The 15,270-nt window shown below is 36.5% G+C and carries 11 protein-coding genes; 10 read left to right on the forward strand and 1 reads right to left on the reverse strand.

Going from position 1 to position 15,270, the window contains the following annotated elements:
- Positions 1 to 91: 91 nt before the first annotated feature.
- From AC6IWN_RS00550 to lspA, 7 genes are all read left to right on the forward strand, one after another.
- On the forward strand, positions 92 to 535 hold the full coding sequence (locus AC6IWN_RS00550) for a hypothetical protein (protein WP_497990015.1): 444 nt from the start codon (positions 92 to 94) through the stop codon (positions 533 to 535).
- 14 nt (positions 536 to 549) lie between these two features.
- Positions 550 to 2,859: a glycosyltransferase gene (locus tag AC6IWN_RS00555; RefSeq protein WP_497990017.1), complete on the forward strand. Its 2,310-nt coding sequence runs from the start codon at positions 550 to 552 to the stop codon at positions 2,857 to 2,859.
- Positions 2,860 to 2,930: 71 nt separating this feature from the next.
- Positions 2,931 to 4,841, forward strand: a complete 1,911-nt coding sequence (locus AC6IWN_RS00560; protein WP_497990019.1) for a DUF1698 domain-containing protein — start codon at positions 2,931 to 2,933, stop codon at positions 4,839 to 4,841.
- Positions 4,842 to 5,029: 188 nt separating this feature from the next.
- The gene (locus AC6IWN_RS00565; RefSeq protein ID WP_497990021.1) at positions 5,030 to 7,015 is read left to right on the forward strand and encodes a hypothetical protein; all 1,986 of its coding nucleotides are present in this window, start codon (positions 5,030 to 5,032) and stop codon (positions 7,013 to 7,015) included.
- A 130-nt stretch (positions 7,016 to 7,145) separates the two neighbouring features.
- Positions 7,146 to 8,174: a tetratricopeptide repeat-containing glycosyltransferase family 2 protein gene (locus AC6IWN_RS00570; protein WP_497990023.1), complete on the forward strand. Its 1,029-nt coding sequence runs from the start codon at positions 7,146 to 7,148 to the stop codon at positions 8,172 to 8,174.
- 5 nt (positions 8,175 to 8,179) lie between these two features.
- Complete coding sequence (locus AC6IWN_RS00575; RefSeq protein ID WP_497990025.1) at positions 8,180 to 9,097, forward strand: hypothetical protein; 918 nt, start codon at positions 8,180 to 8,182, stop codon at positions 9,095 to 9,097.
- A 257-nt stretch (positions 9,098 to 9,354) separates the two neighbouring features.
- Positions 9,355 to 9,837: a signal peptidase II gene (gene lspA, locus AC6IWN_RS00580; RefSeq protein WP_497990027.1), complete on the forward strand. Its 483-nt coding sequence runs from the start codon at positions 9,355 to 9,357 to the stop codon at positions 9,835 to 9,837.
- Here the strand turns inward: lspA and pyrG are convergent.
- The gene (gene pyrG / locus AC6IWN_RS00585) at positions 9,781 to 11,397 is read right to left on the reverse strand and encodes a CTP synthase (RefSeq protein WP_497990029.1); all 1,617 of its coding nucleotides are present in this window, start codon (positions 11,395 to 11,397) and stop codon (positions 9,781 to 9,783) included. The genes lspA and pyrG overlap by 57 nt on opposite strands.
- A gap of 660 nt (positions 11,398 to 12,057) precedes the next feature.
- Between pyrG and ftsH the strand changes: the two genes are divergently transcribed.
- From ftsH to AC6IWN_RS00600, 3 genes are all read left to right on the forward strand, one after another.
- Positions 12,058 to 13,989 carry an ATP-dependent zinc metalloprotease FtsH gene (gene ftsH / locus AC6IWN_RS00590; protein WP_497990031.1) on the forward strand — a complete coding sequence of 644 codons (1,932 nt, stop codon included), beginning with the start codon at positions 12,058 to 12,060 and terminating at the stop codon, positions 13,987 to 13,989.
- A gap of 391 nt (positions 13,990 to 14,380) precedes the next feature.
- Positions 14,381 to 14,821: a hypothetical protein gene (locus AC6IWN_RS00595; protein WP_497990033.1), complete on the forward strand. Its 441-nt coding sequence runs from the start codon at positions 14,381 to 14,383 to the stop codon at positions 14,819 to 14,821.
- A gap of 20 nt (positions 14,822 to 14,841) precedes the next feature.
- Positions 14,842 to 15,252: a hypothetical protein gene (locus AC6IWN_RS00600; protein WP_497990035.1), complete on the forward strand. Its 411-nt coding sequence runs from the start codon at positions 14,842 to 14,844 to the stop codon at positions 15,250 to 15,252.
- Positions 15,253 to 15,270 lie beyond the last annotated feature (18 nt).

The following is a 15,270-nucleotide window of genomic DNA, read 5'->3' on the forward strand; positions in this document are numbered from 1 at the left end:
AATGACAGCTGTAGAGTGAATGCAGCTGTTATTTTCCTATAAAAGAAAATATATCGCTAATATTAATAGGTCAAAAGTGAGGGAAATATTGATGGATATTAACATCAAGGAGAAGTTCAATCGATTTATAAAAGAACATGATATAGAAGGGTGCATCCGATTATACGATCAATTAAGTGAGGTTGAAAAATCAGATAAGAATATTTCTGCATTTTCAGTTCTGCTTAAAATCGGTAAGATGGAGAAGGATGAAAATCAGAATAGTCTTTTTCAAAGAACAGATATGAAGGATTTTGATGATTTTGTTTCTTTATATTATGATGTTAAGTATGCCTTAAGAAGGATTGAATTTCAAATTGATGATATATCGTCAGGAGCCTTTTTTAAACGGGGGATATCTAAGCAGATGTTATTGATGATGATTTCATTATTTAGTTATGATCGAAAAAAAGTAGCAGGTATCTTACAAAAATATTATCAAGAGGATGGTAATGTTGAAATGTCACAAGCACTACATTTGCTTGAGAATGTCTAATACTGGAGGGTTACATGAACGAAAGAAAGATTGCATTCATTATTTGTTCTCATCAAAAGAAGATAAGAGAAGAGATTTTAAAATATATCACTAAACTGAATGTTCCTACAGGATTTGAAATCGAAATTCTTATTATCGAAGATGCGAAAGGAATGGCAGAAGGATATAATCGCGCCATGATGAGAAGTGATGCAAAATTCAAGGTATATATGCATCATGATGTTTTTGTTATCAATCCGGACTTTTTAAAGGAAAGCTTAGGCGTCTTTCAATCAAACCCCGAGATAGGTATATTGGGCGTGATTGGATCCAAAAGATTACCCAAGAATGGAATATGGTGGGAAAGTAATTCTTGTATCGGTAAAACGTTAGAAGATAATCTAGAATGTTTAAGAAAACTTGATTTAGGAGAAGTAGAGAAGGATTATGAAGAGGTGCAGGCGTTAGATGGTCAGTTTCTCATGACACAATATGATATAACATGGCGTGAGGATATATGTCAGGGATGGCATTTTTATGACTCATCACAATGCCTAGAATTTGCGAAGGCAGGTTATGTTGCTGCGGTGGTAAAACAAAATAAACCATGGCTTATTCATGAGTGTGGGACTGATATTAATACCGGATATGAGATAGAGCGTGAGCATTTCATAAGGGAATATAAGCTGGTGATTGAGAACAGGGATTATTCTATAGAAGAACAAATTGGAGCACTGATTAACGTAGGTGAGTATAGTGAGGCAAAAGAATTATTAGAGGATTATAAAGAGAACGCAGTTTATAATGATAATATGGCTATATTTGAAGCGAGTATATTACAGATGGAAGGCAAGGATCAAGAGGTATTCTTAAGCATAGGGAAAGGTCTATCGTATAACTGCAAAAATTATGAACTTTATTTTATGCTTGGCAATTACTACCATGGTAAAAACAATAACCAAGCATATTTGTGCTATGAGAATGCACTGTATTATTGTAATAATGAGGATAGAGAATATATAACCAGGGTGATGGAAGAATACACGAATAGTGAGAAAATCGATGTAAAACCAGTTGCGGTTGTTGTATTGTCCTATAATAACATAGAACTAACTAGATTATGCTTGGACAGCCTTCGTCATAGTATTCCGAAATCAGCGGGTGAAATAATTGTGATTGATAATGCTTCCACAGATGGCAGTGCAGAATGGCTTTGGGAATTGAAAAAATCAGAAGATAGAATCGGAGATCAGAGTAAAGTTGGTAACATAAAGATTCATTGCAACAAGGTGAATATAGGATTTCCTGCGGGATGCAATCAAGGGATTGTTTTGTCAGAGCCTGATTATGATATCTTTTTGTTGAATAATGATACCATCGTTCCTCCGAATGCAATCTTTTCCCTACGCATGGGATTATATGAGAATGATAAGGTTGGTGCAACAGGAAGTGTAAGTAATCATGCGAATAATGATCAAATGATAAAAGTGGGAAAAGGAAGTCCGGAGGGGTGGTATCAATATGGAGAAGAGCATAATGTACCGATGAAATATCCCTATGAGAAAAAAGCATGGCTGATGGGTTTTGCAGTAATGTTTCGGAGAGAAGCGCTAGAGAAGATTGGTTATCTGGATGAACGTTTTTCACCCGGTAATTATGAAGACAATGATATTGGTTACCGTATGTTAAAAGAAGGATATCACCAATTATTATGCAAAAATAGTTTTATCTTTCACTTTGGAAGTATCGGTTTTCGTAAAAACCAGAAAGCATTTGATGAACTGCTAAATAGAAACAGAAAGAATTTAGCCCAGAAATATGGCTTTGAAATAGATCGTTTTAGCTGGATTAGAACCGATATGCTGGAGTTGATTCATGAAGAGCCTTCTGCAAAGCTTAATATATTAGAAGTAGGTTGTGGACTTGGTGCTACAATAGCGAAAGCGGAGAGTTTATATCCGCAGAGTTTGATAACCGGCATTGAGAGAGAAGAGAAGGCAGTTGAATTCGGAAGAAACCTTGCTCGTATTTTATGCGGTGATATTCGAACGATGGAGATACCTTTTGAAGCGAATAGCATTGATTATATTCTTATCGAGGATGCCATGGGGTACATGGAAGATATCAAATCAGTACTAAAAAAATTAGCAGACAAGCTAAAGCATACAGGATGTATGATTTTAAGCATTTCAAAAATGTATCAAGAGCACGGGAATGCAATCATGTTTCAAAAGAATAAACTAGAAAGAGAATTGTCAAGATGCGATGGATTTTCATTTGAGTGGATCGATAAAGACAGTAAAATAGATTATTATTTGAAGATTAGATTAAGTTCTTCGGTGTGATAGTTTTAATAGACTAGTATAATTAGTTAAGATTCTTATTGAAATAATGGGGATATGAGAGGTGTGGTTTTTTGGATATTGATAAAAATAGCAATGACAAAGCAGTGATACTTTTATCCGGCTATAACCAAAGGGCAGTAATTGCCTTTTTAAGAGTCTGTATGAAATATAATATTCCTTCTTATATTATTGCGTCTGGTAAGGATGATTCCATTCTTAAAACAATATATAAAGACAAAGTGGCTTATATAAGAGAAGATAAAAATATATCGAATATTCTTACAGCCATTACAGGTGTAAAAGAGAAATATGATATACAGGATTTGTATTTTATACCCAGTACTGAGTTTCTAAATCGATTTTTATTGATTAATAGACAGAAATTTGAAGCAATGAATGTACACATTCCCCTAGCCGATAATGAGTTATATCATAAGATCTCTGATAAGAGTGCGTTTTATAAAATGTGTTGTGAATATGGGATACCGGTTCCGACGATTTATCAAGACATTGAATGTGCAAGCTTTCCTTGCTATTTAAAACCAAAAACATATGAAGGGTACTTAGGTAAACCGATAAAGTTGAAGGATAAGCAATCTTATTACTGTATTCCGGGAAAAGTAAGAAATGATATGTTTATTGAACAGAGCATCGAAGGGGACAGCTATTACTTATTGTATTATTTTAGAAAAGACGGTTCATATCTTGAATTTTCCCAAAGAAATATCGTTCAACAAAAACAAGGTGGTTCGATCTGTCTGGCAACGGTTAGCAAACTTCATAATACAGAAATCAGCAAGAAATATGCTGATATGCTCATAGTAGAGGGTTTTAAAGGATTGGCTATGGTCGAAGTGAAGGAGTTTAACGGAATTTATTATATGATAGAAGCAAACCCGAGATTATGGGGACCCTCTCAATTCTTTGTTGATGCGGGTATTCCATTTTTTGAAGAGTATCTAAAAGATATGGGATTTTCAATTGAGGAAGATAATGAGGGGATGCAAGAGAGTAAGAATTTATATTATTATTGGGAGAATGGCATTCTTGACCTGGATCTGGATGTAACCTATTATAATTATTCAAAAGAACAATTTATCAGGGACTATCCTTTGTTTAAAAAAGATGAAATTTATAGGAGGAATGATACGATGGAGATTAATCATAGTAAGAAGATTTCAACAGAAACAAAGGAGAGAATTATTAATTATTATAGTGATGGTAGTAAACATTCCAATTATCAAAACTTTCCGACGTTCGTATCTGATGCAATCGGTATTACTGCTAAGATTGATGAGAACTGGAGAGGCGATAGTAAAAGATATGATTTTATCAATGAGATGATATCTTTTCTACCGGGGAATGTAGTTGGTGATGTAGGTGCCAATACAGGAAGATTTTGTTTGGATTTCGCCAATATTAATCCATTGACGAAATTTATCGCGATCGAAATAAATGAATATAATGCAAATTTTATTAAAATGATTGGAGAGATTTTTGATATAAACAACATTGATGTAATAAATAAATCAGCGGGGTTAAGAGAATTGATTGATCTTCCTGATTTTGATATAGCATTTCATATGAATGTTTTACATCATAGCGGGGTGGATTTTGATAAGGATATCGTTCAGAATCTTTCTGAGTTAAAGGATTATATTATTCAATATTTGAGTAGCCTGTGTGAAAAGTGCAAAACTGTGGTTTTTCAGTTGGGCTATAATTGGGGAGGGAATAAAAGCAATCCGATTGTTTCTCCTGATCATATCATTGAAATGATAAATTATCAAAAATATCTTTTCTTAAAAAGCGGATATCGTATTAAGAATATGGGATTATACCATTTTGAAAAGAAAGAATACCTTGATATTGACAGTACTCTTTCTGATAACGATCTGCAAATAATCGTGGATGATTTTTCAATGTTGAAAAATAGTGAGTTTTATAAGAGACCACTTTTTATTCTTGAACGAAATAATTAATGGGAGACATCAAGGCCTCAATACTAAAGTCCGGTATGAGGCTCTGATTTTTACTGAATTACATAGGTTCCAATTAGAAATTTTATTAACAATCTTAAGATAATAGGAAAATTGTCCGATATTAATATAAATATGTAAAAACACAACAAATTCTAATAATAATAGAGTTAACACATGGAGGTGCTAAAATGAAACGTATTTCTAAAGGATTATTGTTTGGAAATCTGTTCTTGTTACTTGTAGTAGCAATTGTCTTTCTTGATCCCCGTCAGGCTTTAGCGGCCACAACAATTAAAATCCAATCCGTAAATTACTATGATGAGACTGTTCAAGTAAGGAATGGGACCAATAATAAGATTTATTATGCGGATGAGGCTGCTGCAAAGAAAAATGACTGGGAGGTCATTCCGGTGGATGCCGGAACATACACTACAATTGACACCTCCTATATGTTACCTGCTGTTGATAGTGTAATATTGGTTAAGGGAGATGTGGATACCGGAATCGCCCGTATAACCGTTAAACATAAGCCATATAAGCTGAATGTGTCAATTAATTATAGCTATATGGATGACTTGAGCTCGACGGATACAATTGCTGATCTTGTAAACATCATGACATCGGAGGGTACCGGTAAAAATCCGATTACTTTTGATGACCTGGAGTGGAAAAAAAGTGCTACCGGACAATGGACAGGATCACAGTATCTAACAGTGGATAAAGTAAATAAGTATTTGGTTAAAGGTACTTACTTGTATTTTAGAATTAAGGCAGTTAATGACACTGCAAGCGGAACTTATTATCCGGATGGTTCAAAAGGAAGACGCTTCAGTGATGATGTGAAATTAAGAATAGAAAAGAAAGCACCACCGGTTGTGTCAGGCATTGATGGCAGTAAAATGAAAGCTGATATTAAGCCGGGGAAGGAATACAGGGTTACAACAGTTTATCCAAATGGTGTAGTAGCGGCATCCTCCGGATGGGTAAAGGTTATGAATAAGGGAACCCCGCCAACCCCTCTTGAGACAATTATTAATAACGTGGTTCCACGTAATCTTGATCCGAGTAATAATCCAATCGATTATGACGGCAAGACAATTGCATTTCCTCAAATGAAAATTGAAGTGAGAAATTATGCTACCGCCAAAACTGCTGCATCAAAAATAAGTGAAACCAATCTAGATCCTCAGAGAAGTATTACAAATAGTATTATTCAAGGAGTACCGGCGGTTGATGCAATCACGAACGGTGATGATAATATTTATGTATCCTACAATGGTAATCAGAATATTGTTATCTACTGTCCGGCAGCTACAACGGCGGAACCTTATGAATACTGTGTTATGAAAAAGGGAGAAAGCTTTAGCTTTGATTATGCTGCTTGGGCAACAATTTCAAAGGGAACAGGTCAAAAGGTTTTAGCAAGTAAAGCAATTGATGGTGGTACACTGTATGTGCGTAAGAAAGAGATTAAATATAAAGCGGCCACTTCTACAACCGATGCAGTTGCTTATGCTCTTGCTTCAACATTTGTAAGCGTTAAGATTAATTATCCATCTGTTCCTGCGGTTACAAAATCAAACCTAACTTATATGAAGGGCTATGGCACTCCAACCGTATTTACGATTAAATTAAATGATAAGGGAAAAGTCCCTTATGAAACTGCGATAAAGAATATTAAGCTTGGTACAAAGGATATTAGATTTACAGTAACAATAGCACCATCTCCAACGGAACCAACCATAAAGATTATGACAGTTACTTTGGACGAAAATGATATTAAGTCAACTCCGAATTGTACGAATCGTCCATTAACGATTACATTTATGAACGGAACGGTTGATAAAACTGCAGTGATGATGACAATTACCAGCCCGACTCCGTCAGGTACCCTGAATATCACGCCTGAAAAAGGAGCTACCGCAGGTATGACTAAACTAACGGTAAACGGAACTTTGGGTGCGAGTAATATATGGGTTTATGATATCGGAACCAGTGCGGTAACAGGCAAGAATACAGTGGATACCCTGCCGGTAGCTACCGGAACGGCATTCACATCAGGAGATAGCATTCCGGTTACAGCAAATCAATATATTACAATTTATGAACTGGATGCAAAGCGAAATATCATTAAATATAAGTGTATTCAGATTACGGCAGGTCTAATATTGTAGAATAATGGAATATAAAAATGTAAATTTTTATTTACTTCGTGTACAATATGATTTAGAATAATTTTACATATCAAATTATGTAACAAACTGACTTTATAGATTTTGGGCATTAAATAGAATGGAGCAAAGTATGATTACCATCAGTGTTTGCATGATTGTTAAGAATGAGGAAAGTGTTCTGGGCAGGTGCCTGGAGTCTGTGAAAGAATTAGCTGATGAAATCATTATTGTGGATACCGGTTCAACCGACAGCACCAAGCGTATCGCGTCAGAGTATACGGATAAGATTTATGACTTTAAGTGGGTGAATGATTTTTCGGTAGCTAGGAATTTCTCCTTTTCCAAAGCTACGATGGATTACATCTATGTGGCAGATGCTGATGAAGTGATTGATGCTAAGAACAGGGAGCAGTTTCTATTATTAAAGCAGATGCTGCTTCCTGAGATAGAGATTGTTCAGATGAGATATTCCAATCAACTTACCTATAATACTACCTACAATTTTGATGAGGAGTTACGCCCTAAGCTATATAAACGATTACGTTCCTTTCAGTGGGCAGAACCTGTTCATGAAAGTGTATTATTATCACCGATTATTTTTGACAGTGATATTGTGATTAAGCATATGCCCACATCAAATCACGCTTCCAGGGATTTTCATACCTTTCAAAAAGCAATTAAGGATAATGGGATCTTATCCCCTAAACTGTATGAAATGTATGCGAAGGAATTATATATTGCCGGCCAACCGGAGGATTTTTCAAATGCTTTTGCTTTTTTTAAGTCCTTTGAAGATAAAGAAGAGTGCAATGAACGGGAACGGAAAATATATGAATGCATCCTGGTAAGGTGCTACAGAATACAATCTGATATAAGCGGAATGATGAAATATGCACTTCATAATATTGCCGATGGAAAAGGTTCCTCTGAGGTATGTTACGAACTGGGAGAATACTTTTTTGGAATCGGTGACTATAATGAGGCCATAATCTGGTTCTATAATGCAGCATTTGAAACGGAATGTGAACTTAATATTCATTATGGTGGTGATTTTGCCTTGAAGCGATTGGCGGAATGCTATCATGAATTAGGGAACTATGAACAGGAGCAAGCCTTTATGGAACAATATAATGCTTGGGATACCAAAAGTGGGAGGTGAGTGATTTGACAGAGAACATTAAAAACATATTTGAACATAATATTCATCTGTTGGGTGATACCAATAAAGCAGTATATTATTTTAGGGAGCAGCAATATGACAGGGCATTAACTATAGTAGCGAATTCAATTGATCAGATTAAGGTTGTGATAGAAGAGATTATCAAAGACCAGGAATACTTTAATCTTGTAGCAACTGAGTCCTTATTGGAGATGCTTACCGGAATCTTAGATGCGAAAAAGAACAAAGATTTCATACTGTTGGCTGACCTTTTGGAATTACAGTTGATTAACTTTCTGATTGGGGTTCAGGAATTAATTATCAGCAAAGAAGATATGATATTTAATGAGGAGAATTACAAAAGTAATATCGAACTTATTATTAATCGTGGATTTGGGTTTGGTGAAGAGTTCAGAGAACCAATTAATACAGAGGAATTACTGGAAAAAGGATATCGTGTAGAGTTTACCTCCTGTGGTCTTATGACTCTGGCGGCACAAAATGAAAATGCAAAGTTTTACTTCCATACGAATAGTCAGATTCAATCCGAAGCATTTATACTTGCAAGACACTGGGCGAAGGAACCTAAGAATAAGTATATCGTATATGGATTAGGTATGGGTTATCATATTTTAGAATTACTAAATATAACTCAGAACACTGAGATTGAAATCTATGAAGGAGATCGTAATGTTCTTCAGCTAGCCTGTGCATTTTCAGATATTAGTAAGCTAATTGAAGAGGATAGAATTAAGATTATCTATGATCCGACTTATCAGAAGTTAATACAGAGAGTGGATAATATGGAGGAGGAAGAGGGATTTTACATCCATTATCCTTCCTATGAAAATATTAGAGTAAGTGCGGTAAAATCCATACTTAATAAAGAGTTAGGATGGGCAGAAGTCATTAATGCACTTTAATAAAATAAGAAATAGAATAGAGAAGGCTGTTGTAACCATCAAACAATTGGTATAGAATAAATATACGATTGTATTGTGTGTTGTAACAGCCTTTATTTATTGAAGTAAATGCGAGGTTGCTATAGAAGGATAACACTTTACCCTAACCGCATATATTACTTCGTCAGAAGTATGCAGTGAGAGTAATCCTGTAATAATCTATGGAACTCACAGTTTTGTATCTTATATAATTATTTTATAAAAACCTGGAGGTTTGTATGATCTATATTATAATTGTGGCTTTGATTGTTTTTGTAGAATTTAAAATTAAGAATTATATTGAGAAGAATTATGAATACGGAGAAGAAAGAAAAATACTGAAGGGAAAGATTACGATTACGAAGTATTATAATAACGGCGCTTTTCTGAACTTTTTGGAAAACAAAAAGGAGATCGTAAAAACCGTCTCCTGCGTGGGACTTGGTATTTTACTTCTCCTTTTTGCATTCATGCTTCCTAAGAGAGGAAACAGATTATATAAACTGGGTCTTGCCTTATTGTTAGGTGGTGCAATCAGTAATGTATCAGATCGGTTGACCAAAGGACATGTAGTTGATTACTTCACCTTAAACTTTAAAAGACTAAAGAATGTCGTATTCAATATCGGTGATTTTGCCATCTTTATTGGTGCAGTACTAATTTTTTTATCTTCCGCACTTAGTACTGTGTTCCAAAGCGGCTCCGACAAAACCACGGAATAATGGATGTGGCTTATTCGGTCTGGATTTGAATTCCGGGTGAGCCTGAGTAGCTACAAACCAAGGATGATTTTCTAATTCGATCATTTCAACAATACGTCCGTCCGGAGATAAACCGGAGAGCTTCATATTGTTTTTGAGGAAATCATTACGGTAATAATTATTTACCTCATAACGATGGCGATGTCTTTCGTGAATGATCTTATCTCCATATAGTTTAAATGCTTTACTGCTTTCATCAAGCACACATGGATAAGTACCAAGTCTTAATGTACCGCCAATATCTTCGATACCATCCTGCTCCGGCATGAGATGAATCACCGGGTGAGTAGTGGATGGGTCTAATTCGATACTATGAGCATCATGGAAGCCGATTACATTACGAGCAAATTCTACTAATGCAAGCTGCATACCTAAACACAATCCTAAGAAAGGAACGTTATTTTCACGAGCATAGTTAATTGCGTTGATTTTACCTTCAATACCACGGTCACCAAAGCCACCAGGTACAAGAATACCGGATACATCGCTTAGAAGTTCAGCAGCATTATCTTTTGTTACACTTTCAGATGGAATCCATTTAATGTTGATGGAGGAGTGATGTGCAACTGCTCCATGCTTTAAGGATTCAACAACACTGATATATGCATCGTGAAGCTGAGTATATTTACCAACAAGAGCTACAGTAACCTCGGAGGTAGGATTCTTTAGTGAAGTAACCATGTCTTCCCAATCAGCAAGATCAGGTTTAGAATTCGGAAGATCCAAACAGGAGAGGGTTACATCAGCAATATGCTCTTTCTCTAGAGCAAGAGGAGCTTCATATAAATATTCCACGTCTAAGTTCTGTAATACATGGGAGCTTGGCACGTTACAGAAAAGAGCGATTTTATCTTTGATATTGGTTTCAAGAGGAGTTTCTGTTCTACAGACGATAATGTCAGGACGGATACCGATACCCTGAAGCTCTTTAACGCTTGCCTGGGTAGGCTTTGTCTTCATCTCGCCGGAAGCTTTTAGGTAAGGAATCAAAGTAACATGAATTAATGCTACGTTGTGATCACCAACCTCCTGACGGAATTGACGAATTGCTTCTAGGAATGGAAGACTTTCGATATCACCAACGGTACCACCAACCTCAATAATTGCGATATGGGTATCATTGTTTTGATCGTTTCTATAAAAACGGCTTTTGATTTCATTGGTGATGTGAGGAATAACCTGAACGGTTCCTCCACCGAAATCGCCACGTCTTTCTTTCGATAATACAGACCAGTACACCTTACCAGTAGTAACATTGGACATTTTGTTCAGGCTCTCATCAATAAATCTTTCATAATGTCCTAAGTCAAGGTCTGTTTCTGCTCCGTCATCGGTTACAAAAACTTCACCGTGTTGGATTGGATTCATAGTACCTGGGTCAATGTTAATATAGGGGTCAAATTTTTGCATCGTTACATGATAACCGCGTGCCTTTAACAAGCGTCCGAGGGAAGCAGCAGTTATTCCCTTTCCCAAACCGGACACAACACCGCCGGTAACAAATACATATTTAACAGCCATTCATTCTCCTCCTTTTATTTAAGATGACACCTTACGCAATAGATGCAATCTGTTGTTTTATGCAATAAAAAAAGCCATCAACCTAGTCAAGTGGACGGTTTAAGGCAAACTGGGTATAAATAGCCGGTCAATCCTTTATCGGACTTAAACCATATACCGGCTCCCTTGCTGGATGATGTACAATTTCTGCTATAGTATACTACATTCATTTTAAGAAGTCAATTATGACATTGGGATTAAATGTGACTTTTTGACGATAAAAAGCTACTACAGCTAATATGCTCATATGGATTGGTTATCATACTAAATATCGGTATTTAACAAGGTTTTATTAAGGTGATTTTAATTTGGTAATTCTTAAATTCCAGAAATTCCATAATAATTTGATTGATTAATCTTCCTTATTAAAAGAAAAGGTCACTTTTTAGGATTTCTACATAATTTATACACAGAATTTTAAGAACAATTTTATTGATTTATGGCAAGACTATAAGTATAATGAGGTATACGATAAGAGGATTGGTAATAAAATGGGAATTATTTATACATAAATCAAATTCACATTTTGTATATAACACCGTATTATCGGTGATTGAAAAGTTATTTTACGGATTCAGGACAGTGAAAAGGTGAGACAGCTCTGTGAATAAGGAGGATTTCATGGATAACAACAATAGCAACAATAGTAATAATAATAACAATAACAACAATAAGCCGAATAAAAACGGCCTGCCTAATAGAACCGCAATTATCATTATATTGGCATCGTCATTATTTATTTGGTATATGTTCTCCCAGCTGACAAGTATGGTAGGTCAGGGAGAGAAAAAGGAAATAAAATATAGTGAATTCTTACATTGGATTGACAAAGGGAATATTCAGTCCATTAAAGTAAAGGGTGAAAAGATCTTTATAACTAAGAAAGCAGAAGGTAACAAGAGTGCGATAGAAGAGGCTTATTATGTCATAACCTTCGTAGATCCTGAATTAGTAAAACGACTTGATAATGCGAACATCGAATTTTCAAGAACGCCGGAGACTACGAATTGGTTTACCGCAGCGCTTTCTATGTTATTGCCGATCATAGGAATCTATGTCGTGATGTGGTTCCTGTTCCGAACGCTATCGAAGAACAGTGGTGGTATGATGGGTGTCGGTAAGTCCAATGCCAAGGTTTATGTAGAGAAACAGACCGGCGTAACCTTTAAGGATGTTGCCGGGCAGGAGGAAGCGAAGGATTCAGTGCTGGAGATTGTAGACTTCTTGCATAATCCCACCAAGTATACGAAGATTGGTGCAAAGCTACCAAAGGGTGCGCTTCTGGTTGGACCTCCCGGAACTGGTAAAACTCTTCTTGCGAAAGCAGTTGCCGGTGAAGCAAAGGTTCCGTTCTTCTCCCTATCCGGTTCAGACTTTGTTGAGATGTTCGTGGGTGTGGGTGCCTCCCGAGTAAGAGATTTGTTCAAACAGGCACAGCAAACCGCTCCTTGTATTATTTTTATCGATGAGATTGATGCCATCGGTAAGAGCAGGGATTCCCATTACGGTGGTGGCAATGATGAAAGAGAGCAAACTTTGAATCAGTTGCTTTCGAATATGGATGGATTTGATTCCTCCAAGGGTCTGGTTGTACTCGGTGCAACGAACCGACCTGAGGTACTGGATAAAGCACTCCTTCGTCCAGGACGTTTTGATCGAAGAATTATCGTAGATAAGCCTGATTTAAAGGGAAGAATTGATATACTTAAGGTTCATGCTAAGAATGTTATGATGGATGATTCAGTTGACCTAGAGGCAATCGCAAAAGCAACCTCGGGTGCAGTGGGATCTGACCTTGCCAATATGATTAATGAAGCTGCAATCCTTGCGGTTAAGAATGGAAGAACCGCTGTATCTCAGAATGACTTATTTGAATCAGTGGAAGTGGTTATCGCAGGTAAGGAGAAGAAGGATCGTATTCTTGGTAAGGAAGAAAAACGTATCGTAGCTTATCATGAGGTTGGTCATGCACTAGTGACAGCATTACAAAAGAATGCAGAACCGGTTCAAAAAATTACAATAGTACCAAGAACCATGGGTTCGTTGGGATATGTTATGCATGCTCCTGAGGAAGAGAAGTACTTAATGAGCAAAGAGGAGATCCTTACACGTATTGCTGTTTTATATGGTGGTCGCGCTGCTGAGAATCTGATCTTTAATTCGGTGACCACAGGTGCATCCAATGATATTGAGAAAGCAACGGATCTTGCTAGATCAATGGTTACTCAATACGGTATGTCCGATAAATTCGGAATGATCGGCTTAGAGTCAGTGGAGAATAAATATCTTGATGGAAGAACAGTTCTAAAATGTGGAGATGCCACAGCAGCGGAAGTTGATCAGGAAGTAATGAAGATTCTCAAGGATTGTTATTCCAAGGCGGAACAGCTACTTGCAGATAACCGTGAGGTACTCGATAAGATTGCTGAATTCTTAATTACTAAAGAGACGATTACCGGTGATGAATTCATGAAGATTTATAATGAAATTAAGGGAATTGTACCGGAGCCAAAAGAAGAGACCTTATTAGAAGTTAAACAGGACGAAGTATAATTCGGATTAGTGAAATTAATATAATAAACGTAACCAGCCTTCTATGAGATGGAATCATAGAAGGCTGGTTTTTATTTTCGAAATTGTGAAATTTGCTAGTATATATAAAGCATTCTAGGCAGAATGCACACTGCGCGGCAAAGAATTTTGCTTTGCAAACGCTTAGAATCGCAGCTTAATTAGACTGACCTTTATTTCAGCTGTAATTTTAAACACTTTGATTGAAGACGACTAAATATGACAATATACGACACAAAATCGAACAAGTGGCATAAAATACTATTGGGAGTGAAAGATTCCCTAGAAGGTTAATGTGGAAAATTGTGATCTTCCACATAACAAATATGTGCTAACGCCCAAATTCGTGGGCTTTGGCAGCATGGAGGTTAATATGGCTGAACGAATATTAAAGTATTATACATTTCCTGATAATAATGCATATGGAGCATCCATCCCAATTTCATCACAGGAAACCCCATTTGCAATCATAAGTACGAATGTAGATGCCGGTAATCAGGTTTCACTTAGAGTGACAGTGGGATGGGAGGCTGTAAAATATGGAGAAGATGCAGATGGTGAATTTATTAATCGTACTGATATTCTTTTCTCTATTTGGCGTGGCGCTCCCTTCACCGGAGAACTGATTTGTAGCGCGATGGATAGTGGGGAACCGGACGTTGACAATAACAAGACGATCTCATTTTCACAGTATGAGGATGACTTTACAGCGTCACAAGTGGTTACCTATACGCTTACTGCGCGGGCACCACTGTATAAAAGCCAGGCAAATATTATCGGCGGGCTAACTGTTGTAGGTATCACTTATAAATAAATCAAGGAAGAGGTGGAAAAATGGCACTTTTATATTATTATGAATTACCCGACAATACCTCAATGAGCGCATATATTCCGATCACTACAAATGAATTACCGATTGCTTCTCTATCGTCTTATCTTCAAAGCGGTGAGAGTGTTTCACTCTATTCTACGATAGGATGGCAGGCAACTGGGATAGAAAGCGTACCGAAAGTTCGTTTCACAATATGGAGAGGTGCCCCGATTACGGGTACTTCAATATGCAGCTTTATTGATAGCTGTGAAGCGGATTTTGATAGTTTTAAAGTGAGTAATATTGCTCAAGTTGATACAGATTTTGTTCCTGACCAGGAAACAACGTATGTGCTGACTGCTCAGATATTAAATTCGAATAGTTCAGCCTCTATTATAGGAGCATTCACGTTCCTATTAACGGTATATCAGTAGGAGAAAAATTGTAGCATA

The organism is Variimorphobacter sp. HTMS_6, from assembly GCF_059717775.1.

What these genes read in the sequence shown, in the direction of transcription:
- lspA (WP_497990027.1), top strand. Translation starts at nt 9,355, where the DNA reads ATGATCTATATTATAATTGTGGCTTTGATTGTTTTTGTAGAATTTAAA.
- AC6IWN_RS00595 (WP_497990033.1), top strand. Translation starts at nt 14,381, where the DNA reads ATGGCTGAACGAATATTAAAGTATTATACATTTCCTGATAATAATGCA.
- ftsH (WP_497990031.1), top strand. Translation starts at nt 12,058, where the DNA reads ATGGATAACAACAATAGCAACAATAGTAATAATAATAACAATAACAAC.
- AC6IWN_RS00550 (WP_497990015.1), top strand. Translation starts at nt 92, where the DNA reads ATGGATATTAACATCAAGGAGAAGTTCAATCGATTTATAAAAGAACAT.
- AC6IWN_RS00555 (WP_497990017.1), top strand. Translation starts at nt 550, where the DNA reads ATGAACGAAAGAAAGATTGCATTCATTATTTGTTCTCATCAAAAGAAG.
- AC6IWN_RS00565 (WP_497990021.1), top strand. Translation starts at nt 5,030, where the DNA reads ATGAAACGTATTTCTAAAGGATTATTGTTTGGAAATCTGTTCTTGTTA.
- pyrG (WP_497990029.1), bottom strand. Translation starts at nt 11,397, where the DNA reads ATGGCTGTTAAATATGTATTTGTTACCGGCGGTGTTGTGTCCGGTTTG.
- AC6IWN_RS00600 (WP_497990035.1), top strand. Translation starts at nt 14,842, where the DNA reads ATGGCACTTTTATATTATTATGAATTACCCGACAATACCTCAATGAGC.
- AC6IWN_RS00570 (WP_497990023.1), top strand. Translation starts at nt 7,146, where the DNA reads ATGATTACCATCAGTGTTTGCATGATTGTTAAGAATGAGGAAAGTGTT.